We start from the raw sequence: 22943 nt of genomic DNA, 5'->3' as shown, positions 1-22943 counted from the left end.
GCCCCTACCCCTCCAGCAGCCAATCCCGCAACGGCGCCCATACCTTGGCCTTGGCACCGCCGCTGACCACCATGCCGATATGGCCCAGCGATGGCTGCCAGACCGTGGCACCGGGCAAGGCGCTGCCCAGGGCAGCGGCAGAGGCCGGGGGCACGATACGGTCACGGGCCGGCACAATCACCAGGGAACGACAGGTGAGCGCCTGGGGCCGGACCGCCGCATCGGCCACGCGCCATTCGCCCCGACCGGTCGTATTCTCCCCATACCAGCCCGTCAGGCACTCGCGCGCGATGGCCGAGGGCAGGGTCACGCCGTCATTCAGCCAATCCTCCAGCGCCACGAAATCGTCCGCCTCGTCGCTGGCCATATCCATGCCGGCGAAACGGCTGAATTTCTTATAGGCCAGCAGCGGGTCCAGCGTGGCAAACAGGGCCTGCACCGCATCCACGGGCAGTTCGCCCAGCATCCGCATGACGGGATCAAACGGGTTGATCAGGGCCGCCGTGCGCTGCGCTGCCGCCGCGTCATCGGCATGGAAGTCCCAGGGTGTGGCCAGCGCCACATAACCCGACACAAGGTCGGGCCGGCGCAGGGCCGCCCCCAGCGCCAGAAGCCCGCCCATGCAATAGCCGACCAGGGTCACCGGCCCGCCGGCCCGGGCGCAAGTTGCCTCCAGCGCCCGGATCAGGCGGCCCGCCACGACGTCTGACAGGCTGTATCCCCGCTCCACCGCGCCGGGATACCCCCATTCCAGCAGGAAAGGCCGGATGCCGCCGCCACCCGCCGCATCCCCCCCCTGCCCGGCCAGCCAGCGCAGCAGGCTTTTGCGCCAGGACAGGTCCAGGATATAGCCGCGATTGACCAGGGACGGCACGAACAGCACGGGCCTGCCCGTCTGTCCCACTTCCAGCAGCCGGGTGGCGCCCTCGCACCACACGGTGGGCGCGTCGTCGATATCACGCTGATAGGGATGGTGGCGGTAACGTTCCAGGCCGGTCAGAAACCGGTCGAGTCGCCGCCGCATTTCCCGATCCACCGCCATGGCGAAGGGCGCGAAGGCCTCTGTCGGCAGGGGCGTGTCAGGCGGGTTTAGCGGCTGGTTTGCGCTTTGCGCGAGGTTTTGGCGCAGGTCGCGGCGCAGATTTTCCGCCGTCTGGCGCACCGTCGGGTGCCAGTGCGGCCAGTTCGCGTTCAAGAGCGGCAATGCGGCCGGCGAGCTCAGCAACAGCGCCGTCCCCATCCCCAGATGCAGGCCCAGGGGACGCGGCCCCTGGCGCAGCGGTTTGGGTCCCGGCGGTTCGGGCCTTTTCCTGGCGTTCGTCATGGGTTTCCGCCCCCTTCGCCGCCGCTGCCATGGGCCACAGCGATTTCATCATGTCCGCCCAGGGGTTCACGGCCTTGGCCGATCCCAGGGTCTGTTCCAACATGCCATTGATCGTCAGTGCCGTCTGGCCGAAGGCCGTCATGGTCCGCGCCATGCTGTCGGCCACGGTCGGATCGGCACAGACGGCGGCCCACTGGTCCTGCCAGAGGTCCAGATATCGGCGGGCCAGATCCTCCATCGCGGGTGGTTCGTCGCGTTCACTCACCATCGCATTCCCATCCAAGGGCGCGGGGCCGGACTGGTCCCCGCCTGCTGTTCAGCATAGATCATACCGGTATGGTCGCAGAACAATAGTTACGCTTTCAACGTTCGGCATTGCGGAAGGCTTGCGCTGCGACCGCGTAATGACGTACTCCTTGATATAACGGTTCGCAGCATTGTCCGGGGGAAGCGACGCCAAATGGCTGAAAAAGAAGACACCAAGCCCGCACCGGTCACCATCAAGAAGTACGCCAACCGCCGGCTGTACAACACGGCGACCAGCAGCTATGTGACCCTGGACCACCTTTGCCAGATGGTGAAGGACGGGACCGATTTCGTGGTCTATGACGCCAAGACCGGTGATGACATCACCCGCTCGGTGCTGACGCAGATCATCGTGGAAGAGGAATCGAAGGGGCAGAACCTGCTGCCCATCCCGTTCCTGCGCCAGCTGATCAGCTTCTATGGCGACAATATGCAGTGGCTGGTTCCGCGTTACCTGGAACACTCGATGAAGTCGTTCACGGGCAACCAGGACAAGATGAAGGATTATTTCCAGAACACGTTCGGGAGCATGTTTCCCTTCGGCGGGTTCGAGGAGATGAGCAAGCAGAACATCGCCCTGTTCGAACGCGCCATGCGCATGTTCAGCCCTTTCAACGCTGAAGGTGGCGGCGTCCCCATGGCCGACGCCGCACCTGCGGCCGCACCGGAGGCCAAGCCCCGGGCGGAGGATAAGTTCTCCGAGCTGCAAAAGCGGCTGGACGAATTGCAGACCCAGATGGAAAGCCTGACCAAGCGCAAGGAGTGAAGTCAGGGTTTTCGGTCACCGGAACGCTGGCCGTAGGTCGTGGGTGAGCCGAAGGCGAACCCCGACATTAATGGCGCCGTCGCTCGTCGGGGTTCACTTGCGTTCACCCGCGACCTACGGGATAGGTGAGTTTCCCGGAACAGGAAGCAAGGGGGGCGTCCGACGGACGCCCCCCTTTTTTGCTTTACACAGTCATCGCTCTATCCCGTCCGGCCAGACGCCGGATGACAACATAGAAGACGGGCGTGAACAGCAGGCCGAAGAAGGTGACGCCCAGCATGCCGAAGAACACGGCCGTGCCCAGGCTCTGCCGCATCTCCGCCCCCGCCCCCGTCGCGATCATCAGGGGCACCACGCCCAGGATGAAGGCGAACGAGGTCATCAGGATGGGGCGCAGACGCAGACGGCAGGCCTCGATCACCGCGTCATAGCGGTTCCGGCCTTCGGCCTCCAGCTGCCGTGCGAACTCCACGATCAGGATGGCGTTCTTTGACGCCAGACCGACCAGCACGACGAAGCCAATCTGGGCCAGGATGTTGTTATCCATGCCCCGCATCATCAGGCCTGCCACCGCCGACAGCAGGCACATGGGCACGATCAGCAGGATGGCAAACGGCAAGGACCAGCTTTCATACTGCGCCGCCAGCACCAGGAAGACGAAAAAGACGCAAAGCGGGAAGATATAGAGGGCGGAATTGCCCGTATTCTTCTCCTGATAGGACAGGTCGGTCCATTCCGCCTTGAACCCCGGCGGCAGGGCGGTTACCGCCGCCTGCTCCATCGCCTTGATGGCGGTGCCGGAACTGACGCCCGGCAGGTTGTTGCCCTGCAATTCCGCCGCCGGATACAGGTTGTAGCGCAGCACGCGGTCCGGCCCCGTGACGAAGCGGAAATCGACAAAGGAACCCAGTTGCACCATCTGGCCCTTGTCGTTGCGCGTCTCCAGCCGCCCGATATTCTCCGGGTCCAGACGGAAGGGGCCATCGGCCTGCGCCGTCACCTGAAAGGTTCGCCCGAACAGGTTGGTATCATTGACATAAGCAGAGCCGAGATAGATGCCCAAGGTCTGAAACACCGATGTCATGGGCACGCCCAGCATCTGTGCTTTCACCCGGTCGACATCCAGATAAACTTGCGGTGCCCGCGCGCTGAACGGCGTGAAGACATTGATCAGGCCCGGCACCTGATTACCCGCCATGGCCAGGGCCCAGGTCGCCTGTTCCAGGGCAGCCGGCCCGGCGCTGGCGAGGTCCTGCACGCGCAGGGTGAAGCCGCCGGACGTGCCCAGACCCCGGATGGGCGGCGGCGGCACCACGAAGATCAACGCCTCGGGAATGGCCATGGCCACACGCTTCTGCAGGTTTTGCAACACGGCCACCGCCGTCTGGCCCTTGGGCAAGCGCTCCTCAAATGGGTCGAGCGGCGTGAAGATGGCGCCGGCATTGGGCGCGATGGTGCGGGTGGCACCGGAGAAGCCCGCGAACTGCACCGTATGCGCGATACCCGGCGTTTCGCGCGCAATCTGCGCCGCCTTCTGAAGCACCTTGGTGGTATTGGCCAGCGAGGTGCCTTCCGGCGTTTGGATGGCCATGATCAGATAGCCCTGATCCAGGGCCGGGATGAAGCCGCCGGGGATACGCGTGAACAGAAAGCCGGTGGCGGCAATCAGCAGCACATAGACACCCACGACAAGGGGGGTCAGGTGCGTGATGCGTGCCACCAGCCGACCGTAGCCATCGGCCATCCGGTCGAACATCCGGTTGAAACCCGCAAAGAAGCGGTCGACCAATGCCGACACCGCCGCCAGCCGTGCCGTCGCCGCCTGATGCCCCTCCGTATGGGGCCGCAGCAGCCGGGCGCACAGGGCCGGCGACAAGGTCAGGGAGTTGAAGGCGGAAATGATGGTGGCCGCCGCGATGGTCACCGCGAACTGCCGGTAAAACGCCCCCTGGATGCCCTCGATAAAGGCCGTGGGAATGAAGACCGCGGACAGAACCAGGGCGATGGAGACCAGCGCCCCGCCCACCTCGTCCATGGTGATGCGCGCACTTTCGATGGGCGAATGGCCCAGCGCCAGATTGCGCTCCACATTCTCCACCACCACGATGGCGTCATCGACCACGATGCCCACAGCCAGCACCAGCCCGAACAGGGTCAGGTTATTGACTGAATAGCCCAGCGCCGACATCACCGCGAAGGTGCCGATCAGCGATACCGGGATGGCCAGCACAGGGATGATGGCCGCCCGCCAGCGCTGCAGGAACAGCATCACCACCAGAACCACCAGGATCATGGCCTCGCCGATGGTCTTGATCAGTTCATGGATGCTCTCGGCAATGAAACCGGTCGTGTCATAGACGATGCGGTACTCCAGGCCGGGCGGGAAATCCTTGGCCAGGGTAGCCACCGCTTCGCGCACCCGCGCCGCCGTTTCCAGGGCGTTGGAGCCCGGAAGCTGTGAAATGGCCAGCACCACCGCCGGCTTTCCATCCAGGAAGGAATTGGTGACATAGTCGCGGGCACCCAGTTCCACGCGCGCCACATCCTTCAACCGCACGATACGGCCATCCTCGCCATGCTTGACGATGATGCCCTCAAACTCCTGCGGTTCGGTCAGGCGGCCTTGAAGGGTGATATTCAGCTGATAATCGCGGGGATTGTCCAGCGGCGGCTGCCCCAGGCCACCACCCGCCACCTGCACATTCTGCTGCTGGATGGCGGCCACCACCTCCCCCGCCGTCAGGTTAAGCGACGCGATCTTCTGCGGGTCCAGCCAGACGCGCATGGAGTAATCGCGGGCACCGAACAGGTTGATATTGCCGATACCGTCCAGCCGGTTCAGCACATCACGCACCCGCAGCAGGGCGTAGTTGGAGATGTAGAGCTGATCGTAGGTGTTGTCGGGCGACAGGAGATGCACGACCATCATCAGGTCGGGGCTGTCCTTGCGCGTCACCACGCCGTTGCGGCGCACCTCCTCCGGCAGGCGCGGCTCTGCCACCGCGACGCGGTTCTGAACCAGCACCTGCGCCTTGTCCAGATCGGTGCCCAGCTTGAAGGTGATGGTCAGGTTCATCTGACCGTCGCTGGTGGAGTTGGAAGACATGTACAGCATGCCCTCCACCCCGTTCACCTCCTGCTCGATCGGGGCGGCGACCGTATTGGCCACCGTCTGGGCATTGGCACCGGGATAGCGGGCATTGACGGTGACCGTGGGCGGCACCACCTCCGGATACTGCGTGACCGGCAGGGTGAAATAGGCGATGGCACCAACGGCGATCAGCAGGACCGACAGGACGACGGCAAAGACCGGGCGGTCGATGAAGAAACGACCGATCTTCATGGCGTGCCTCCCGCCGCGGCGGTGATGGGCTGTTCAACCGGGGTGACGGCGGCACCGGGCTTCACCCTTTGCAGGCCACCCACCACCACCTTGTCGGTTTCCATCAGCCCGTCGCGGATGACGCGCAGCCCGTCGATCAGGGGACCGGTGGTCACGCCGCGATAGGTTGCCTTGTTGTCCTTGTCCAGGACATAGACGAAGCGCCGGTTCTGATCGGTGCCGATGGCGGCATCGGGCAGCAGCAGCCCATCATAGCTGGGCCGCCCCACCAGCCGCAGGCGCGCGAACATGCCGGGTGTCAGCACCATGTCGGGATTGTCGAAAACCGCGCGGGCCCGGATGGTGCCGGTGCCGTCATCGATCTGGTTATCCACGAAATCGATATGGCCCTTATGCCCAAAATCCTTCTCATCCGGCAGAGCCAGGATGACGGGGTTGGGATTGTCGCGGCTGCTGGCCCGTTCGCCGGACCGAGATTGCCGCGTATAGCGCAGGTAGGAGGCCTGATCGGCATCGAAATAGAAATGGATCGGGTCCAGCGACACGATGGTGGTCAGCAGGGTCGATTGCGCCGACCCGCCGCTGACCAGATTGCCGACAGAGACGCGGTGGTTGGAAACGCGGCCCGTGACGGGCGCCTTCACCGCCGTGAATTCCAGGTCAAGCTCCGCCGCCCGCACCTGTGCCTGCGCCGCCAGCAACTGTGCCTGCGCATTCTGAAGCTGCTGGGACCGGGTATCCAATACCGCCTGCGATACGGCCTGGGTCTGCCGCAAATCGCGGGCGCGGTCCAATTCCCGCTGGGCCAGTTGCACCGAGGATTGCGCCTGCGCCACCCCGGCGCGCGCAATATCCGCCGCCGCCTGATAGGGGCGCGGATCGATCACGAACAGCGGGTCACCCTTGAAGACGATCTGCCCGTCCTGAAAATTCACTGCCGTCAGATAGCCGCTGACACGGGCCCGGATCTCCACCTCCTCCACGGCGGCGAAGCGGCCCGTATATTCATCCCATTCCTGGACATTCTTCTTCACGGGCTGGGAGACGACAACCTGCGGTGCTGCCGATGGCGGCCCGCCCGCCTGCTGTCCACCCGGCCCGCACCCGGCCAGCGCAATCAGTCCCGACAGTCCAGCCGCCAGCAAAACAGCGCGTCCGACATGGCGCCCACCCATGGAATCCTCCACCCCAACAAATCCGGTCAGCTTTCAGCATGCCAAGGGTTTGCAGGGATGAATTCCATATTCTTGCTGTGACATTGCTGCGGACGCGAAGATCGCCGCAATGGTGATATCCGGGACGGCTGTGCGCCCCATCACAGACAGCGACAGGGGGCCATCAGGCCGGCCGTGTCACATGCCCCATCTTGCGACCGGGACGCGCCTCCCCCTTGCCATAGAGATGCAGGCAGGCACCTGGCTCGGCCAGCATCACCTCCCACCCGTCAATATCATCGCCGATCAGGTTGGTCATGACACACGGAGCCGTGACGCCGACCGCCCCCAGCGGCAGACCGCAGATGGCGCGGACCAACTGTTCGAACTGGCTGGTTTCAGCGAAATCGAGGGTCCAGTGGCCGGAATTATGGGGGCGCGGGGCCATTTCATTGACCAGGACACGGCCATCCCGCGTCACGAACATCTCCACCGCCAGCAGGCCGACCACATGCAACTCGGCGGCCAGCAGCTCCGCCACACGCACAGCCTCGGCAGCGATTTCAGGCGTGATGCCGGCAGGCACAATGGTGGTGTCCAGGATGCCCGCCTTGTGCCGGTTTTCCACGGGCGGGTAGGACAGGATGGTGCCATCGGCGCGGCGCGCCGCGATGACCGAAATCTCCCGCTCGAAATCCACGAACCCTTCCAGGATCGCCTCATCGCTGCCGATGGCGTCGAAGGCACCGGACAGGTCATCGCCGGGGTTAAGGCGCAGTTGCCCCTTGCCGTCATAGCCCATGCGGGTGGATTTCAGGATGGCAGGCAGACCGATCTCCGCCACCGCCTGCTTCAATTCATCAAGGGTGCGCACGGCGCGGAAGGGGGCGGTGCCGATCCCCAGCTTGTTGGCGAAGCTTTTCTCCGCCACCCGGTCCTGCGCCACCGACAGGACGTTGGAACCGGGATGCACGCCGACATGGCGGGCCAGGAAGTCCACGGCATAGGTGGGCACATTCTCCCATTCTAGCGTGATGACATCGACGTCATCCGCAAAACGGGCCAGGGCGCGCAGGTCATGCCAGCCGGCCTGGGTATGATAGGCCACGACCTGACCACAGGAACTGTCCATGCTTTCGGGCGCAAAGACATGCACGCGGTAGCCCAGGCGGGCGGCGGCCAGCGCCGTCATGCGGCCCAACTGGCCGGCACCCAGGATGCCGATGATGGAGCCGGGGGGGATCACGGTCATGGTCTTTGTTCCTTCAGGCAAGGCCAGTTGGATCAGACGGGTTCGTCAACGGGCACCAGGGCCACGGCATCCGTCGCCTTGGCACGCCACGCGGTCAGTGCGGCATCCAGGCGCGCATCCGACAGGGACAGGATGGAGGCGGCCAGCAGGCCGGCATTGATGGCCCCGGCCTTGCCGATGGCCAGCGTGCCAACGGGCACGCCGCCAGGCATCTGCACGATGGACAGAAGGCTGTCCTGCCCCTTCAGCGCGTGGCTTTCCACCGGCACGCCAAGCACGGGCAGCGTGGTCATCGCCGCCGCCATGCCCGGCAGATGCGCTGCACCGCCGGCCCCGGCGATGATCACCTTGATCCCCCGCTCCTTGGCGGAAGTGGCGTAATCATAAAGCCGCTGCGGCGTACGGTGGGCCGACACGATCCGGGTTTCGAACGGCACGCCCAGGTCCGTCAGGACGGCGGCCGCATGCTTCATGGTGACCCAGTCGGACTGGCTGCCCATGATGATACCAACGGGCACGGGCGTGCCCTGGCTGTCGCGGGTGATATCGAAGGTCACGGCTGCCGGCTCCCCTGTCGTTCCATGCGACGTTTCCGGAAAGCGCCGGATTATAGGCACCCGTCCCTATGACACAACAGCCGGGCACGCAGGGCGGCCCGGCATAAAATCGGGTATTGGTGGGGGAACAGCGCAGGATGGAACCGTGGTTCCCCTTGACCCGGCCTCAATCAACCCATAACCCCAGAGCGGCAATCAACAGGGTTCATGGGGCGGGTCATGGCGGTACGGCAGGCGGTTAAGGTGGTGATGGCGTCGGGTGGTCAGCCGGCGGTGCCGGGGCGCGATTGCGGCCTGTGCCCGCGTCTGGCGGAATTCCGCGCCCGTAACCGCGCCGCCTTCCCCCCCTATCACAATGCGCCCGTTCCGGCCTTCGGCACGCTGGACGGACGGCTGCTGATCGTGGGTCTGGCACCTGGCCTGCACGGGGCCAATCAGACGGGCCGCCCCTTCACGGGCGATTATGCCGGTGATCTTCTGTACGACACGCTGATCCGGTTCGGCTTTGCCACCGGCACCTATGACAAGCGGCCTGATGACGGGGTACAACTGATCGACACCCGCCTGACCAATGCCGCCCGCTGCGTCCCGCCGGAAAACAAGCCGACACCGGCGGAGATTGCCACCTGTCGGAATTTCCTGTCCGAGGAAATCGCCGCCATGGGCAACCTGCGCGCCATCGTGGCGCTGGGTACCGTCTCTCATGCCAGCACGCTGACAGCCCTTGGCCGCCGCCCGGCACACTTCGCCTTCGGCCATGGCGCGCGCCATGACGTGCGGGACAGGGTGGTGCTTTTCGACAGCTATCACTGCTCCCGCTACAACACGAACACCGGGCGTCTGACGACGGCGATGTTCCAGGCGGTGTTTTCCGCCGTGCGGGAGCATATCGACCAGAACGGCTGACGCCATCCAGGAAACCAATTGGGAAACACCGACCCCGTCATCGATGGGTGATGGGCCGGATGGGATCGTCACGCCCCCAGGGCGGCGCCGACCACAAACCACGCATACATGGTACCGAAGAAGCCGGTGATGGCCAGGAAATCACGAACGTAAGCAACGCGGTTCATGTGAGCCTCCTTCGTTTTCGTAAGGTCACAATGTCAGAACAAAATGTGAACATCAAGGGGTTTGTTCTCACTTCGTTCGCATTCCTGACCCCCTACCTCATGTCCGGAACGCATGCCTATCCTCCCGCATAGTTTGCCGGGCAAAGGGCCATTCCTGACCCTACGGTTAGTTGCCCAGGGGGTGGAACAGGATCATGGTTCCTCCAAACGGGATTGGAAACAGCCATGTTCAAATTGTTGCAGCGATCACCCCCCATGCCGCCGCCAATACCGGCAACAAGCCGGCTCCGTGAATTTCAGGACTACTGGTCTGGAATTGGCGCAGAAGGGGTAATACCCGGACGTCAACATATCCAGCCAAGTGATATACCCGGCCTTCTCCCCTATATCCTGATCCTTGACTATACAAATGGTCAGTATCGCTGCCGCCTCGCAGGCACGGCGGTGGTGGAGGGGTTGGGCCAGGAACTGACAGGTCGCGTTCTGGATGATGAATTGCTGGGCTCCGCCTTCGCCGGCTGGTTCCGCCGGTTGGAAACGGTGCGCCGCCGCGCATGCGCCCTGGGTGGGGAAGAAAGCCTGTGGTGGTTGAGCCGCAGCTACCGCAATTTCCACTGGCTGTGCCTGCCGCTGGCCAGTGATGGACAGCGCGTGGACAAGCTTTTGATGTGTATCGACTGGACCTGACAGCTTCAGCCGTCAGGAGGGCGGACGACGGTCCTGCCCCCATCCGCCCCACGAACCGGGCGTACTGTACCGCCGCTCCACGGCCCCCGCCCTGCCATCGGCGATGATCGCATCCAACGCCTTCTGCATGCGCACGATCGTAGAGGCCGGCACCTTCTTGTTGCAAGCCATGGCGCCAATAGACCGGGTCAGCCGCATGACCATGCGGACGGGCATATCCACTTGGCGGGCCTGATAAGGCGCGGCCCAGGCACCACCCGCATACAGGTCGGCCTTGCCGTTGAAAATGCTACCGATTTCCGCAGCCCCTTCCTGCGCCACAAGGGTAACGTTGGGCACGTCGCGGGTCAGTTCGATCAGATGCTTCTCCACGGCACCGCCCCCCTGGACCGCGATACGCAGACCAGACAGGTCCACCGGGCCATTGATCCGCCGCTGAAAACCCAGCGGCGCAAACAGGGCCCAGCCCCCCTCCATCAATGGCACCACCCATTGATAATGGGGCCGCCGTTCATCGGTGAGGTTCATCAGAAAGATGCAGGCATTGGGCGTGCTGTCGACCATGGCCTGCGCCTCCGGCCAGGGCATGATGCGCATCTCATGCGCCAATCCCGTTTCCTGCATGATCAGGCGGACCTTGTCGGCGGCAAGTCCGATGATCTGCCCGGTCAGGGGGTCAGTGAAATTGACGGGCGGATTGGGCTCCGTCAGCAAAAGCAGCGGCGGTTCGGGCTTACGGACCTGCTGGGCGTGCACGACAACAGCAGACATCAGGCATGTCAGCACGGAAAGCCCGAGAGCCAACCGCCCCTTTTTCCCTGTCCGTATACCCGAACCACGCAGATCCACGTTCCATCCATATGAAAGCGGCTGCCACTGCAACCTGGATGGCATTAAGTACGCACCAACCTGAAGGTTCGCGCAACGGGTAAAGAGCGGCCTATGTCCAGTTTCATAGGTCGGCAGTTACACAGACAATTGTGTGTTTTAACACCACTACAGGTCACATATCATCATACAGCGTGGACGTGCCGGGCATATCCGGTTCCGGCACCTCGCGCACACCGGCATTGCGCTGCCATTCCCCGCACCAGTCGGTGAAATTGGTGGTCGGCATGGCGCCCGATGGGTAGCGGTCCGTCACGACGGGCGGATACCGGCGGCATGTGCCTTTCGGTCCGCGTTCACGCACCCCATGCCCCACCCAGAACCGGCAGCTGTAGCAATTATCGCCGCGACGCAAGATCGCCCTCTCCCCCTCGGTAACAGACCCATATCCTATGCTGTGACGTAGGGATTGCAAAGGGAGATGGCCACGGCTTTCAGGCCAACAGACTGTCAATGCTGGCCCGGCTGCGCAGGGTGCGGTGCACGGGGCAATTGCCGGCGATTTCCAGCAGGCGCTGACGCTGTGCCTCGTCCAGCGCGCCTTCCAGCGTGATGGTGCGGGTGAAATGATCGACCTTGCCGCCCGCATTCTCCGTCACCTCGCCCTCCTGCGGGTCGCGCTTTTCATGGCTGACGACCACGGAGACGCGGGTCAGGGGCAGGTTCTTGCGATTGGCATACATGCGGATGGTCATGGAGGTGCAGGCACCCAGTGCTGCCTGCAAAAGCTCATAGGGGTTGGGGCCAAGCCCTGTGCCGCCCACATGCGTCGGCTCATCCGCGGTGAAACGGATACCCGCCGCCGTCACCAGATTGTGGAAGGTACCCTCCCCCGTCTCCGCGACGGTGACGGGGCCTTCATGTTCCGCCCCGACCGGCTTGGGCGCATTGGCGGCGTCCAGGCGCAGGGCACGGCGGGCCCAGCCATCGACCAGCCCGGCCACGAAAGCCGTATTGCGCTGATCGGCCACCAGATGCCCGGCCCCATCCAGCGCCACGAAGCTTTTGGGATGCTGGGCCAGCGCAATGATGCGGTCCGCCTCCGCCAGCGGCACCACGGGGTCCTTGGGATCATGCAGCACCAGCAGCGGGCGGCCCAGCCCGCCGATCACCGCCGCCATGTCATGGCGCGCGACATCGGCCACGAAATCCGCCGTGATCGGCATTTCCCGGTCACCGACATTCAACTGCACCCGACCGTCGCGCTGCATCTCCGCATCACGGCCTGCGATCTTGGCCAGCAGGGTATGCGGGCCGGACGGTGAATTGACGGTGACAACAGCCCCCACCGACGGCAGGTCCTGCGCCGCGCGCATCACCGCTGTTCCACCCAGGCTGTGCCCGATCAGCAGGCGCGGGGCCGATATCTCCACCGTCAGCGCAGCGGCGGCGGACAGAAGGTCGGCGACATTGGTGGAAAAATTCGTCTCGTCAAAGGCCCCACCGCTGGCCCCCAGCCCTGTGAAATCAAAGCGCAGAACGGCCCAGCCGCGTTCGGCCAGCCCCCGGCTGATTCGGGCAGAGGCGTGGTAATCCTTGTTGCAGGTAAAGCAGTGGGCAAAGATCGCGGTGGCCACCGGATGCCCGTCCGGCAGGTCGATCCGCCCCGAAAGCGTGGCCCCGGTCGAACCGGCGAAGTTGAAATCCTGCGTCACGCGCGCCATCGTGGCCCCCGTCTGCTTTTGCCCAAGTTAACCTGTACGGCCCCTAAGCTGGACCGGGGCCGAGGGTGGGCGCAAGTGATTTGCCAACCGATGGATGCTTCATGACCCGCCTTCCCATCCACCCGCCCCTGCCCGGCTTGGAAAGCCCTACCAGGGTGGAGGTAACCGAAAACGATTTCCGGCATGACGGCTTCATGAAATTTTCTGTCATGAAACTACGTCATGAACGGTTCGCGGGCGGCATGACACCGACGATTGATCGTGATGTGTGCTATCGCGGGCATGCGGTTACCATTCTCCTGTACGATCCAAAGGCCGATATTCTGGTCATGGTCGAACAGTTCCGCATCGGTGCCTTTGCGGCCGGCGTGACCGCATGGGTTCTGGAATTTGTCGCCGGCATGGTGAAACCAGGAGAAGACCCCGCAGACGTGGCCGTCAGGGAGGCTGGGGAAGAAGCAGGGTGTGTTCCTTATAATGTCAGACTGATCTACTCCATGATGCCCAGCCCCGGCGGTTGTACCGAGATTGTGGAGATCTTCGCGGGCCTTGTGGACAGCACAGGTATTGGCGGCATCCATGGGGTGGAGGAGGAGGTGGAGGATATCCGCGTCCATCTGGTCCCCGCCGACAAGGCGATCGCCCTGATGGATGAGAACCGGGTGCCCAGCGGTTTCACCCTTCTGGGCCTGTCCTGGTTCGCACGCCACCGCGAGGCGCTGCGGCGTGATGCCGGTGTGGTTTAAGGAATTCTACACCCCGCATTGCAACAACCGATAATCTGCGGTGCGGAACCACCCCTGGTAATTCCGCAGCCGCACCGCCATATTTGATCGCAAGTTTCACACATAAACCAAGGTTATTTACCGTGGACGTACGCACCGGATTCCTGGACAGCATCGGTCGCACCCCCCTGATCCGCCTGAAGGGCCCGTCGGACCTCACGGGTTGCGATATCTATGGCAAGGCCGAATTCCTGAACCCCGGCGGGTCGGTGAAGGACCGCGCCGCCCTGGCCATCGTTCAGGACGCGATTGAGCGCGGGCAGTTGCGCCCCGGCGGCACCATTGTCGAAGGGACCGCCGGCAATACCGGCATCGGCCTGGCTCTTGTCGGTAATGCCCTGGGTTTCCGCACCGTCATCGTGATGCCGGAAACGCAGAGCCAGGAAAAGAAGGACATGCTGCGCCTGTGCGGGGCCGATCTGCGACTGGTGCCTGCCGTGCCCTTCAAGGATCCGGGCAATTACGTGCATGTCTCCCGTCGCATTGCCGAGGAACTGGCCGCGGCGGAACCGAACGGCGCCATCTGGGCCAACCAGTTCGACAATCTGGCCAATCGTGAAGGCCATCGCCGGACCACGGGGCCGGAGATTTTCGAGCAGCTGGGCGGCAAGGTCGACGCCTTCACCTGCGCCACCGGCACCGGCGGCACGCTCGCCGGCATCGCGCTGGCGCTGAAGGAACGCAAGCCGGATGTGAAGATCGTACTGGCCGACCCGATGGGATCGGCCCTGTTCTCCTGGAAGAAGACCGGCGAACTGAAGTCCGAGGGCAATTCCATCACCGAAGGCATCGGTCAGGGCCGAGTCACGGCCAATCTGGTCGATGCACCCATCGACGACGCCGTTCAGGTGACGGATGAGGAAGCGCTGCCCATCGTTTTCGACCTTCTGAAAAACGAGGGTCTGGTGCTGGGCGGGTCCAGCGGCATCAATGTTGGTGCCGCCATCAAGGTCGCCAAGGCGATGGGGCCGGGCCATACGGTCGTGACCATCCTGTGCGATGGCGGCTCGCGCTATCAATCGAAGCTGTTCAATCCCGTCTTCCTGCGCGAAAAAGGGTTGCCGGTACCGAACTGGCTGGAATGAGTCTTCAGTGCCCTCAAGCGCCGGGCGCCGCCATCCGGCGGCTTGGCTCGCGCGTGCATGGGCACGCGGGCGCTCAACGCGCCAACCGGTCTGCGATGAGCTATACTCACCGCAGACCGGTAACAAACAAGGTGGATGCCCATGACCCTGCTGTTCCGTGACGATCCGTATAGGGTGGAAGCCGAGGCGGTGGTGATGGCGGCGGGGCCGGAAGGCATCCTGCTTGACCGCACCCTGTTCTATCCCAATGGCGGCGGGCAACCGGGCGATACCGGCAGCCTGACCTGGGATGGCGGCAGCATCGCCATCATTGATGCGCGCAAGGCCGAGGCGCTGGTGGAACGCGGCGATCAGGTCCTGCACATCCCTGCACCGGACGCGGCCCTGCCGCCGGTCGGCACACTTGTGACGCAGAAGATTGACTGGGGCCGCCGCCACCGCCATATGCGCATGCATACCACCCTGCACCTGCTCTGCGCCGTGGTGCCGGGTGCCGTGACGGGCGGACAGGTGGGTGCCGACCGCTCGCGCCTGGATTTCGATGTGCCGTCGGCCAGCCTGGACAAGGAACAGATTGAGACGGCGGTGAACGAACTGATCGCCGCCAACCACCCTGTCCGCGAACGCACCATCACGGATGCCGAACTGGACGCCACGCCCGACCTTGTCCGCACCATGTCGGTGAAGCCGCCCACCGGGTCCGGCTCCGTCCGCCTGCTTCAGATCGGCACCGACGATGCCGTCATTGATCTACAGCCCTGCGGCGGCACCCATGTGGCGCGGACGGGTGAGATTGGCGGCATCACGATTGTGAAGATCGAGAACAAGGGCAAGCAGAACCGGCGCGTACAGCTGGCGCTGCGGGACTGAGGGCCGCGCCATGACCGAAGCACCCGACGCCGCCCGGCAGATCGACGCGCGCATCGCCGAACTGGGCGATTGGCGTGGTGAAACCCTGGCCCGCATGCGCGCCCTGATCCACGAGGCGCTGCCCGATGTGGTGGAAACGGTAAAATGGGGTGGCGTTCCAGTCTGGGAACGCCATGGTATCATCTGCACCGGCGAGACCTACAAGGACAAGGTCAAGCTGACCTTTGCCAAAGGCGCGTCGGTGGAGGACCCGGTCAGGCTGTTCAATTCCAGCCTGGATGGCAATACCCGCCGTGCCCTGGACCTGTTCCGGGACAGCACGATTGATGCCGACGCCTTCAAGGCCCTGATCGGGGCAGCAGCTTCATTGAACAAGCCGAAGACACGCGCTACCAAGGGCTGAACAGATACCCGTTTGACATTATTCCAGGATCGGAGAGCGTGCGATGACGGACCCGTTGGTTTCCCCGCTATGGCTGGAAACGGAACTGCGCAATCCGAAGCTCCGCCTTCTGGATGCGTCGTGGCACATGCCGGCGGCCCAGCGCGACCCGAAGACGGAATGCGTGACCAAGCGTATCCCCGGCGCGCAATTCTTCGACATTGACGGCATTTCCGACCCCAGCAGCCCCCTGCCCCACATGCTGCCCACCCCGGAAAGCTTCAAGGCGTCGGTGGAGGCGCTGGGCGTCGGGTCGGATAGCATCATTGTCATCTATGACGTGACGGGCCTGTCCAGTGCCGCACGCGCCTGGTGGATGTTCCGCGTCTTCGGCCATGACAATGTTTTCGTGCTGGATGGCGGCCTGCCGGGCTGGACCAATATCGGCGGCCCGGTGGAAACGGGACCACTGGCGGCCCCTGCGCAGGGCCAGTTCACCCCGCATTACCGCGCCCATCTGGTGCGGTCGGTGGAGGATATGCGGGCCAATCTGGAAAACGGTGCCGAACAGGTTCTGGACGCCCGCGCCGCCGGTCGGTTTGAAGGGACCGCGCCGGAACCGCGCGCCGGTCTGCGTGGCGGCCATATCCCCGGTGCCCGCAACCTGCCCTTTGGCGACATCCTGGACCCGGAAACCAAGCTGATGCTGACGGGTGATGCCCTGGGCGACCGGTTCTCACGGGCCGGCATCGACCTGTCCAAGCCCATCACCACATCTTGCGGCAGCGGCGTCACGGCAGCGGTCCTGACGCTGGGCCTCTACCGTCTGGGCGTGGATAATGTGGCGCTCTATGACGGGTCGTGGACCGAATGGGGCGGACGTGATGATCTGCCGGTGGCGACCGGCCCTGCGGCATGAGCTGTCAACCCCTTGAAGCGTAAGGGGAGGATTGACGGACGCGGGGTCGATCAGCGCATCACAGGCGTTATTGTGGGCTGATCAAAGGAGAAGTAGGCATGAGCGACAGCCTCCCCACCCCGCCGCCGGGCCATATCAAGGTCACGGTGACTTATCTGGAGATGACGGCGAAGCCGATGCGCCGGCAACGGCCGCATCCGCACGGGCTGTCGCTGCTGCGGGCGGAGAACTGCACCTTCTCCTTCTACCGCTATCTCTATGACAATGTGGGCGAGGAATGGCTGTGGTGGTTCCGCCGCGCCATGCCGGCGGACGAGTTGCGCGCCATCCTGGCCGATGAGCGGGTGGAGATCTATGTCGCCTATATCAGCGGTGTTCCCGCCGGCTATGTGGAATTGAGCCGCACCAATCCGGGGGCGTGCGATATCCAGTATCTGGGCCTAATTCCCGAATTCATCGGCAAGGGCATCGGTCCCTGGCTGCTGGATTGGGCGATCGAGGCGGCATGGAACGGGGCCGGTGTGGAGAAGGTGACCGTCAACACCTGCGACCTGGACCATCCGCGCGCCCTGATGACCTATCAGAAGGCGGGATTCCACCCCGTGGGCCAGGACGTCCGGTTCGAACCGGACCCGCGTTTGGCGGGCCTGATCCCACTGACCGCCGGTTCCCACATCCCCCTGCCCGACCAGAAGCTGCCCCCGTCAAAGGCCACACCCGTATGAGTACGCATGATCGCGACCAGCCGTTCGCCGAGAATACCCGTCTGATCCATGCGGGCCGCGCACCGGAGAAGTTCGGCGGGGCCGTGAACATCCCGCCCTTCCGTGCCTCCACGGTGCTGTTCCCCACCCTGGCGGAGTTGGACGCCTATGACCCGGCCCTGCGCACCGTGCGCTATGGCCGCACGGGCAACCCGTCCAGCCATGCCTTCGAAGCGGCGATGACGGAGCTGGAGGAAGGCCACGCCGCCGTCTCCTACGCGTCGGGCCTGCAGGCCGTCACCAGCAGCCTTCTGGCCTTCACCCGACAGGGCGACCATGTGCTGATCGCCGATACCGCCTATGCCCCCACACGCAACTTCGCCAATGGCATCCTGTCGCGTTCCGGCGTGACGGTGGAATATTTCGATCCCGGCATCGGCGCCGGCATCACCAGCCTGCTGCGCCCCACGACCAAGATCGTATTCCTGGAATCGCCGGGATCGCTGACCTTCGAGGTGCAGGACGTACCGGCCATCAGTGCCGCCGTCACCGCCGCCAATGCCGACATCGTAGTGATGATCGACAATACCTGGGCGGCGGGCCTGCTGTTCAAGCCGCTGAAACAGGGCGTTCATGTGTCAATCCAGTCGGCGACCAAATATGTGGGCGGGCATTCCGATGCCAGCCTGGGTGTCGCCGTCTGTGCGCGGCAGGATCATTGGCTGCGGCTGAAGAAGATTGCGGTGGAACTGGGCGCCTGCGCGTCTGCCGATGAGCTGTTCCTGGGCCTGCGCGGCCTGCGCAGCCTGCCCGTGCGCATGCGCCGCCACCATGAGTCCGGCCTGAAGGTAGCCCGTTGGCTGGAAACACGACCGGAGGTGACGCGGGTGCGTCACCCGGCATTGCCCGCCTGCCCCGGCCACGACCTGTGGAAGCGCGACTTCACGGGTGCCTGCGGCCTGTTCGCCTTTGAAATGGCCCCTACCCCGCGCAAGGCGATGGCCGCCATGGTCGATGGCATGGCGCATTTCGGCATGGGCTATAGCTGGGGCGGCTTTGAAAGCCTGATCCTGCCCTCCAACCCCACCTCCATCCGCACCGCCGTTTCCTGGACGGGCGGGGAATTGATCCGGCTGCATATCGGGCTGGAGGATGTGGATGATCTGATCGCTGATCTGGACGCGGGCTTCGCCCGCCTGAAGACGGCGCTGGAGGCATGATGAGCACGTTCCCCCTGCCCGATGCCAGCATCGAGGCCGCGATTGCCGCCGTGAAGTTCGATCCTGACGGCCTAATCCCCGCCATCGCGCAGCAGCATGACAGCGGCGAAGTGCTGATGATGGCCTGGATGAACCGCGACAGCATTTTGGAGACCTTGCGCACGGGCCGCGTCTGCTACTGGTCCCGCTCGCGCCGGAATTTCTGGCGCAAGGGCGAAAGCTCCGGCCAAGTGCAGATGCTGATCGAATGGCGGGTTGATTGCGATGGCGACACCATCCTGCTGCGTGTCGATCAGCAGGGCCCGGCCTGTCACACGGGCCGGCGTTCCTGTTTCTACCGCCGCGCCGACGCCGATGGCCTGACCGCCACCGACCCGGTGCTGCTGTCACCGGAGGTACTTTACGGGAACAAGGGCCAAACACCCGGCTTTTGAATACCAACGCGGCGCGTACCATCCAAAAGTTCATAGGTTCCAGGCTGGGCCATGCGATTGGAACAGCGTAAGGTGACAGCTTGATGTTGCTACCGGACGTTGCCCCATGAAGGAACTACGCTGCATTCTGTTCACCGACCGCGAGGTTCTCGTGGCCGTGCTGGATCGCAAGCGCCGCCTCAAGGAAGATCTGCCGCTGGGCCAGATCAGCGGGCTGCGGATGGATGGTGGTGACGATGGCGTGACCTGCACCTTGAGTTATGACCAGGGGCGTGAAACCGTCACCGTGCCCGATAACGAGCTGCAGGCCGCCTTGATCGCCCATTGCATGGCCCGCAAGGTGCCGCTGCCGGTGGATGCGGAAAAGAATGTCCACCTGATTCGTGGCCGCGCCACGCTGATGATCACTATGAATTTCAACAAGGCGGCACGGCTGGTCCATGTCGCCGCAGCAGAGAAGCGCGGCCTGCCCAACTGACGGGCGGCCCACCACAGTAAGCGGTCAATCGACGCTGCGGTTATCGGGCCAGCGGCGGCGGCGCAGTTCGAGCACCAGACCGATCAAGGCCAGCGGCACCACGATGATGGCGCCTTGCTTCACATAGGGCCAAGCCCAATCCGCAAAGCCAAGCACCCAGGCCGGCAGATGGCCCAACAGGTGCCAAAGCCAGCCAATAAGCTCGGCTGGCGTCCAGCCCAGCCAGGCCAGCACCAACCCCACCACCAAGGACCAGATCAGGATGCGGATCACGAAGCGCATGTGATCGGCTGTACCCTATTGCCTTGCGTTGGGCAATGAGAGATTGGATTTGCATTAATCCAAAGAATTTACCTTAAAGTTTTTTGTATTATTCCTTGATATTTGCATCGCAAAAATAAAGGGCGGCGACCCTGCGGTCGCCGCCCCTTTTTCACTCCAATCCGGTCTCTTAGAAGAGACGCAGGATCGCCTGCTGGGCCTGGTTGGCCAGGGAGAGGGAGATGGTGCCCAGCTGCTGACGGGTCTGCAACAGCAGCAGGTTTGCACCTTCCTCGTTCTGGTCGGCCTGTACCAGTTTGTTCGAACCTTCCGTCAGGACGTTGGAGAACTCACTGGTGAAGTTCTCACGCGTCTGGATGATGTTCAGGTTCGTCGACAGGGCCTGAGAGGTAGAGCGGAGCTTCGCCGTGGCGAAGTCCAGGCTGGACACGGCCTTGTCAATGTCGGAACGATCCAGGAAGTTGTTCTGCGCATAATCAAGGCGCAGGCCCTGACCATCCGTCTGAATATTCTGGGACACGACCGCGATGGTGGAGGTGTTAGCCTCGTTGAACTGCACCGTCAGGTCGTTCTCGGTGTTGGCATCGGTACGCTGAACCGTGATCAGGTTGTTCGACCGCTGGGCCGAGGCAGCCTGCTTCAAGGTGGCGCTATCGACCTCAAAGCGAACGGTGCCGCTTTCGAAAGCCAACGAGTTTTCACCATCTGACAGCTTGCCCGAACCGCGGGCATTGGCCGCCGAACGTTCGATGGTCACGCCGTTCAGGTTGGTAGCCGATACCGTCAGATCGACGTTCTTTTCGACCGTCGAGGTGCCGTTACCGCTGGTACCCAGGTTGTCCAGGGCCGTGCGGTCAACCGTGAAGGTCACCACGGTGCCCGACGAGAAGGAGATTGAAACCGCCTTTTCCAGGGTGTTGGTGGATGTAGCACCCAGGTTGAAGCTGACGCCCGTACCGCTCGTGAGATCCGAAGAAATCTCAAGATAGTCATTGGCAGGGTCGTAGGCGATGTTAAAGCGGCCACCGGTTCCGTCAGACGTTGCCAGGGTCGTCGGCGGGGTCACGGCCGCAACGCCGTCGCCACCGAAATCCGTGCTCTTGGCAATCTCGGCAGCCAGCTGGCTGGCGACCTGACGGCGCAATTCGTCGGGATTGCGAGTAACACCTGCATTGGTAACCAGATCGTCAGCCGTGACCTTGTAGTTGTAGGCCTTACCGTTCACAGTTGCCGTGAAGGTATCACCTTCTTCGACCGTTCCGCTGATCGTCACCTTGGAGACCTGCGGGACACCCGTCTTGCCGGCAGTTACATTGGTCGCCACTGCGGCCTGGGTGTTATCGAAGAACTTCACCGTGCGGCTTTCGCTACCCTCGGAGATCACCAGGGTGCGCTCACGGCCCACATTACCGCGCATTTCGAGGCTGATATCAGCGAAGTTGCCGGCGGTGGCGGAGATGGTACCCGACACCTTCAGAGAGGCAATACCGCGGGCGGTTTCAGCCTTGGCAATGTCTTCCAGATCGGCGCTGATAGCGCCAGTGCCGGTGACACGGACGGAGTAGGTGTCGGCGCTGACCACGTTGGTGACGCGGCTGTTCGACATGCCTTCGATGGAGTTCACATTGGCACGGCTGCCGGCGGTGCTGTCCAGCGTCAGGCCGTTGCCGACCAGCAGGTTCTTGCCCTGATAGCCGCTGTCACGGGCGATCTTGTCGATCTGGTCCTTCAGGCGGTTGAACTGATCAGCCAGCGACTTACGGGTGGCGACGCTGGCGGCGTCGGTGCCCAGGTTGCCGTATGCCGTGGTGGTCAAGCCCTTCGCCTGTTCGATCAGGCTCTCGATGGCCGTGATACCCTTGTCGCCAGCCTGGATCGTGCTGATCGACTGGCCCATGCTTTCCTTCAGCTTGGACAGGTCGGTGGCACGAACGCTGAGGCCCTTGGCCGCGAAGAAGTTGGTGGGACCGTCAAGGGCAGAGTTGATCTTATTGCCCGTGGACAGACGGTTCTGGATGCTTTCAACCTGCTTGTTGGTCTTCTGGAGCAGCAGCAGGTTGTTGCGCATTCCTGCGGTCAACTGAACGTCACTGGTCGACATGGTATATCTCCTTTTGAGCCGTGAGAGGGGCCGTTTCGGCCCAAATCGATCTCGTGGACTTGTCAGGAAGGACGTCGCCGTAACCCGTGGAAGACGCCGGGTGCAGTGCATGACCGGCAGTTTCTTGTCGGATCGGGCAATCCGTTTTGCTGATCGCGGTATCAGGCTTGCTTGGCTTATCGCCTTAAAGGCTGGTCTGCACCGCTACTCGCTCAACGCCTTGTCCAGAGCTTCGGTCTCTTCCTCCTGAGGGTGAACACGATTGGGTTCGACAGGGGATAAGCAGGAAGCGTGCCAAGTTCGCAGAAGCCCGAAGGCCTATACTTAGGAGGTATATTGGAGGGTGCACAGAGCCTGAAACGGCGCATTCTTGCCGCGTCGGGGCCAGTCTGGACGGGGGCTCTGGGCGATTTTTGCCTAGGCAGGCATTTCCTGCCGGGCTCCGGAAACAGGCCAAGAGGGCAAGGCGGCGGCGGCTTTTGCCGCATGGAACGGGTTCGCTTAGAGCTGTTTTCAGTTGACCGGAAACAGCTCCGGCGGCGACCGCCGCCGCGCGGCACGTGCCGCGGAAGCCCAAGCTGCGGATGCAGCGCCGGCGCTTGAGGAAACGAAAAGCTAGAGCGGGATGAATTTAGGTTGAATCGCAAGGGGATACCCAACGGCTTGGAA

General features: G+C 63.4%; 23 protein-coding genes. 12 read left to right on the top strand and 11 right to left on the bottom strand.

Annotated elements, in window-relative coordinates:
* Nucleotides 1-4: 4 nt before the first annotated feature.
* Both ACODSP_RS22540 and ACODSP_RS22535 read right to left on the bottom strand, forming a co-directional pair.
* A complete protein-coding gene (locus tag ACODSP_RS22540) occupies nucleotides 5-1195 on the bottom strand; it encodes an alpha/beta fold hydrolase (RefSeq protein WP_488967785.1) in 1191 nt (396 codons plus the stop codon).
* A complete protein-coding gene (locus tag ACODSP_RS22535) occupies nucleotides 1080-1592 on the bottom strand; it encodes a hypothetical protein (protein WP_488967784.1) in 513 nt (170 codons plus the stop codon). Before ACODSP_RS22535 ends, ACODSP_RS22540 begins: the two co-directional genes overlap by 116 nt.
* 192 nt (nucleotides 1593-1784) lie before the next feature.
* On the opposite strand from ACODSP_RS22535, the gene phaR reads away from it, so the two are divergent.
* Nucleotides 1785-2396, top strand: coding sequence for a polyhydroxyalkanoate synthesis repressor PhaR (gene phaR / locus ACODSP_RS22530; RefSeq protein ID WP_488967783.1), 612 nt, complete (start codon nucleotides 1785-1787; stop codon nucleotides 2394-2396).
* A gap of 184 nt (nucleotides 2397-2580) precedes the next feature.
* Here the strand turns inward: phaR and ACODSP_RS22525 are convergent, their stop codons facing one another.
* From ACODSP_RS22525 to purE, 4 genes are all read right to left on the bottom strand, one after another.
* Nucleotides 2581-5739: an efflux RND transporter permease subunit gene (locus ACODSP_RS22525; protein ID WP_488967782.1), complete on the bottom strand. Its 3159-nt coding sequence runs from the start codon at nucleotides 5737-5739 to the stop codon at nucleotides 2581-2583.
* Nucleotides 5736-6914 carry an efflux RND transporter periplasmic adaptor subunit gene (locus ACODSP_RS22520; protein WP_488967781.1) on the bottom strand — a complete coding sequence of 393 codons (1179 nt, stop codon included), beginning with the start codon at nucleotides 6912-6914 and terminating at the stop codon, nucleotides 5736-5738. Before ACODSP_RS22520 ends, ACODSP_RS22525 begins: the two co-directional genes overlap by 4 nt.
* Before the next feature lie 163 nt (nucleotides 6915-7077).
* Nucleotides 7078-8145 (bottom strand): 5-(carboxyamino)imidazole ribonucleotide synthase, encoded by a 1068-nt coding sequence (locus tag ACODSP_RS22515; RefSeq protein ID WP_488967780.1) that lies wholly within the window; start codon nucleotides 8143-8145, stop codon nucleotides 7078-7080.
* 32 nt (nucleotides 8146-8177) lie between these two features.
* On the bottom strand, nucleotides 8178-8645 hold the full coding sequence (gene purE, locus ACODSP_RS22510) for a 5-(carboxyamino)imidazole ribonucleotide mutase (protein ID WP_488967823.1): 468 nt from the start codon (nucleotides 8643-8645) through the stop codon (nucleotides 8178-8180).
* A gap of 276 nt (nucleotides 8646-8921) precedes the next feature.
* Here purE and ACODSP_RS22505 point away from each other — a divergent pair, with 276 nt between their 5' ends.
* On the top strand, nucleotides 8922-9608 hold the full coding sequence (locus tag ACODSP_RS22505; RefSeq protein ID WP_488967779.1) for a uracil-DNA glycosylase: 687 nt from the start codon (nucleotides 8922-8924) through the stop codon (nucleotides 9606-9608).
* 392 nt (nucleotides 9609-10000) lie between these two features.
* Nucleotides 10001-10462, top strand: coding sequence for a PAS domain-containing protein (locus ACODSP_RS22500; protein ID WP_488967778.1), 462 nt, complete (start codon nucleotides 10001-10003; stop codon nucleotides 10460-10462).
* 12 nt (nucleotides 10463-10474) lie between these two features.
* Here ACODSP_RS22500 and ACODSP_RS22495 read toward each other — a convergent pair whose 3' ends face one another.
* The 3 genes from ACODSP_RS22495 to ACODSP_RS22485 form a co-directional block, all read right to left on the bottom strand.
* Nucleotides 10475-11233 carry a substrate-binding periplasmic protein gene (locus ACODSP_RS22495; RefSeq protein WP_488967777.1) on the bottom strand — a complete coding sequence of 253 codons (759 nt, stop codon included), beginning with the start codon at nucleotides 11231-11233 and terminating at the stop codon, nucleotides 10475-10477.
* A gap of 232 nt (nucleotides 11234-11465) precedes the next feature.
* Entirely contained in the window at nucleotides 11466-11705 is a 240-nt protein-coding gene (locus ACODSP_RS22490) for a hypothetical protein (protein WP_488967776.1), read from the bottom strand.
* A 79-nt stretch (nucleotides 11706-11784) separates the two neighbouring features.
* On the bottom strand, nucleotides 11785-13014 hold the full coding sequence (locus tag ACODSP_RS22485) for a bifunctional alpha/beta hydrolase/OsmC family protein (RefSeq protein ID WP_488967775.1): 1230 nt from the start codon (nucleotides 13012-13014) through the stop codon (nucleotides 11785-11787).
* 101 nt (nucleotides 13015-13115) lie between these two features.
* Here ACODSP_RS22485 and ACODSP_RS22480 point away from each other — a divergent pair, with 101 nt between their 5' ends.
* The 9 genes from ACODSP_RS22480 (at nucleotide 13116) to ACODSP_RS22440 (ending at nucleotide 19891) form a co-directional block, all read left to right on the top strand.
* A complete protein-coding gene (locus tag ACODSP_RS22480) occupies nucleotides 13116-13760 on the top strand; it encodes an NUDIX domain-containing protein (RefSeq protein WP_488967774.1) in 645 nt (214 codons plus the stop codon).
* Between the two features lie 122 nt (nucleotides 13761-13882).
* Nucleotides 13883-14884 carry a cysteine synthase A gene (locus ACODSP_RS22475; RefSeq protein WP_488967773.1) on the top strand — a complete coding sequence of 334 codons (1002 nt, stop codon included), beginning with the start codon at nucleotides 13883-13885 and terminating at the stop codon, nucleotides 14882-14884.
* A gap of 141 nt (nucleotides 14885-15025) precedes the next feature.
* Nucleotides 15026-15754: an alanyl-tRNA editing protein gene (locus tag ACODSP_RS22470; RefSeq protein ID WP_488967772.1), complete on the top strand. Its 729-nt coding sequence runs from the start codon at nucleotides 15026-15028 to the stop codon at nucleotides 15752-15754.
* Between the two features lie 10 nt (nucleotides 15755-15764).
* Nucleotides 15765-16157, top strand: a complete 393-nt coding sequence (locus tag ACODSP_RS22465) for a DUF1801 domain-containing protein (protein WP_488967771.1) — start codon at nucleotides 15765-15767, stop codon at nucleotides 16155-16157.
* A 43-nt stretch (nucleotides 16158-16200) separates the two neighbouring features.
* On the top strand, nucleotides 16201-17055 hold the full coding sequence (gene sseA, locus ACODSP_RS22460) for a 3-mercaptopyruvate sulfurtransferase (RefSeq protein WP_488967770.1): 855 nt from the start codon (nucleotides 16201-16203) through the stop codon (nucleotides 17053-17055).
* 98 nt (nucleotides 17056-17153) lie between these two features.
* Complete coding sequence (locus ACODSP_RS22455) at nucleotides 17154-17780, top strand: GNAT family N-acetyltransferase (RefSeq protein WP_488967769.1); 627 nt, start codon at nucleotides 17154-17156, stop codon at nucleotides 17778-17780.
* Complete coding sequence (metC, locus tag ACODSP_RS22450; protein WP_488967768.1) at nucleotides 17777-18979, top strand: cystathionine beta-lyase; 1203 nt, start codon at nucleotides 17777-17779, stop codon at nucleotides 18977-18979. Before ACODSP_RS22455 ends, metC begins: the two co-directional genes overlap by 4 nt.
* On the top strand, nucleotides 18979-19413 hold the full coding sequence (gene hisI / locus ACODSP_RS22445; RefSeq protein ID WP_488967822.1) for a phosphoribosyl-AMP cyclohydrolase: 435 nt from the start codon (nucleotides 18979-18981) through the stop codon (nucleotides 19411-19413). The genes metC and hisI overlap by 1 nt, the downstream gene beginning before the upstream one ends.
* 106 nt (nucleotides 19414-19519) lie before the next feature.
* The gene (locus ACODSP_RS22440; RefSeq protein WP_488967767.1) at nucleotides 19520-19891 is read left to right on the top strand and encodes a hypothetical protein; all 372 of its coding nucleotides are present in this window, start codon (nucleotides 19520-19522) and stop codon (nucleotides 19889-19891) included.
* 24 nt (nucleotides 19892-19915) lie between these two features.
* On the opposite strand, the gene ACODSP_RS22435 is transcribed toward ACODSP_RS22440, so the two are convergent.
* Both ACODSP_RS22435 and ACODSP_RS22430 read right to left on the bottom strand, forming a co-directional pair.
* Nucleotides 19916-20173: a hypothetical protein gene (locus ACODSP_RS22435; RefSeq protein ID WP_488967766.1), complete on the bottom strand. Its 258-nt coding sequence runs from the start codon at nucleotides 20171-20173 to the stop codon at nucleotides 19916-19918.
* A gap of 169 nt (nucleotides 20174-20342) precedes the next feature.
* Nucleotides 20343-22274, bottom strand: coding sequence for a flagellin N-terminal helical domain-containing protein (locus ACODSP_RS22430; protein WP_488967765.1), 1932 nt, complete (start codon nucleotides 22272-22274; stop codon nucleotides 20343-20345).
* Nucleotides 22275-22943: the final 669 nt, after the last annotated feature.

Source organism: Niveispirillum sp. FG156 (assembly GCF_057809555.1).
The sequence above is the reverse complement of the archived record's forward strand: the minus strand, read 5'-3'. Positions and strand labels throughout refer to the sequence as shown.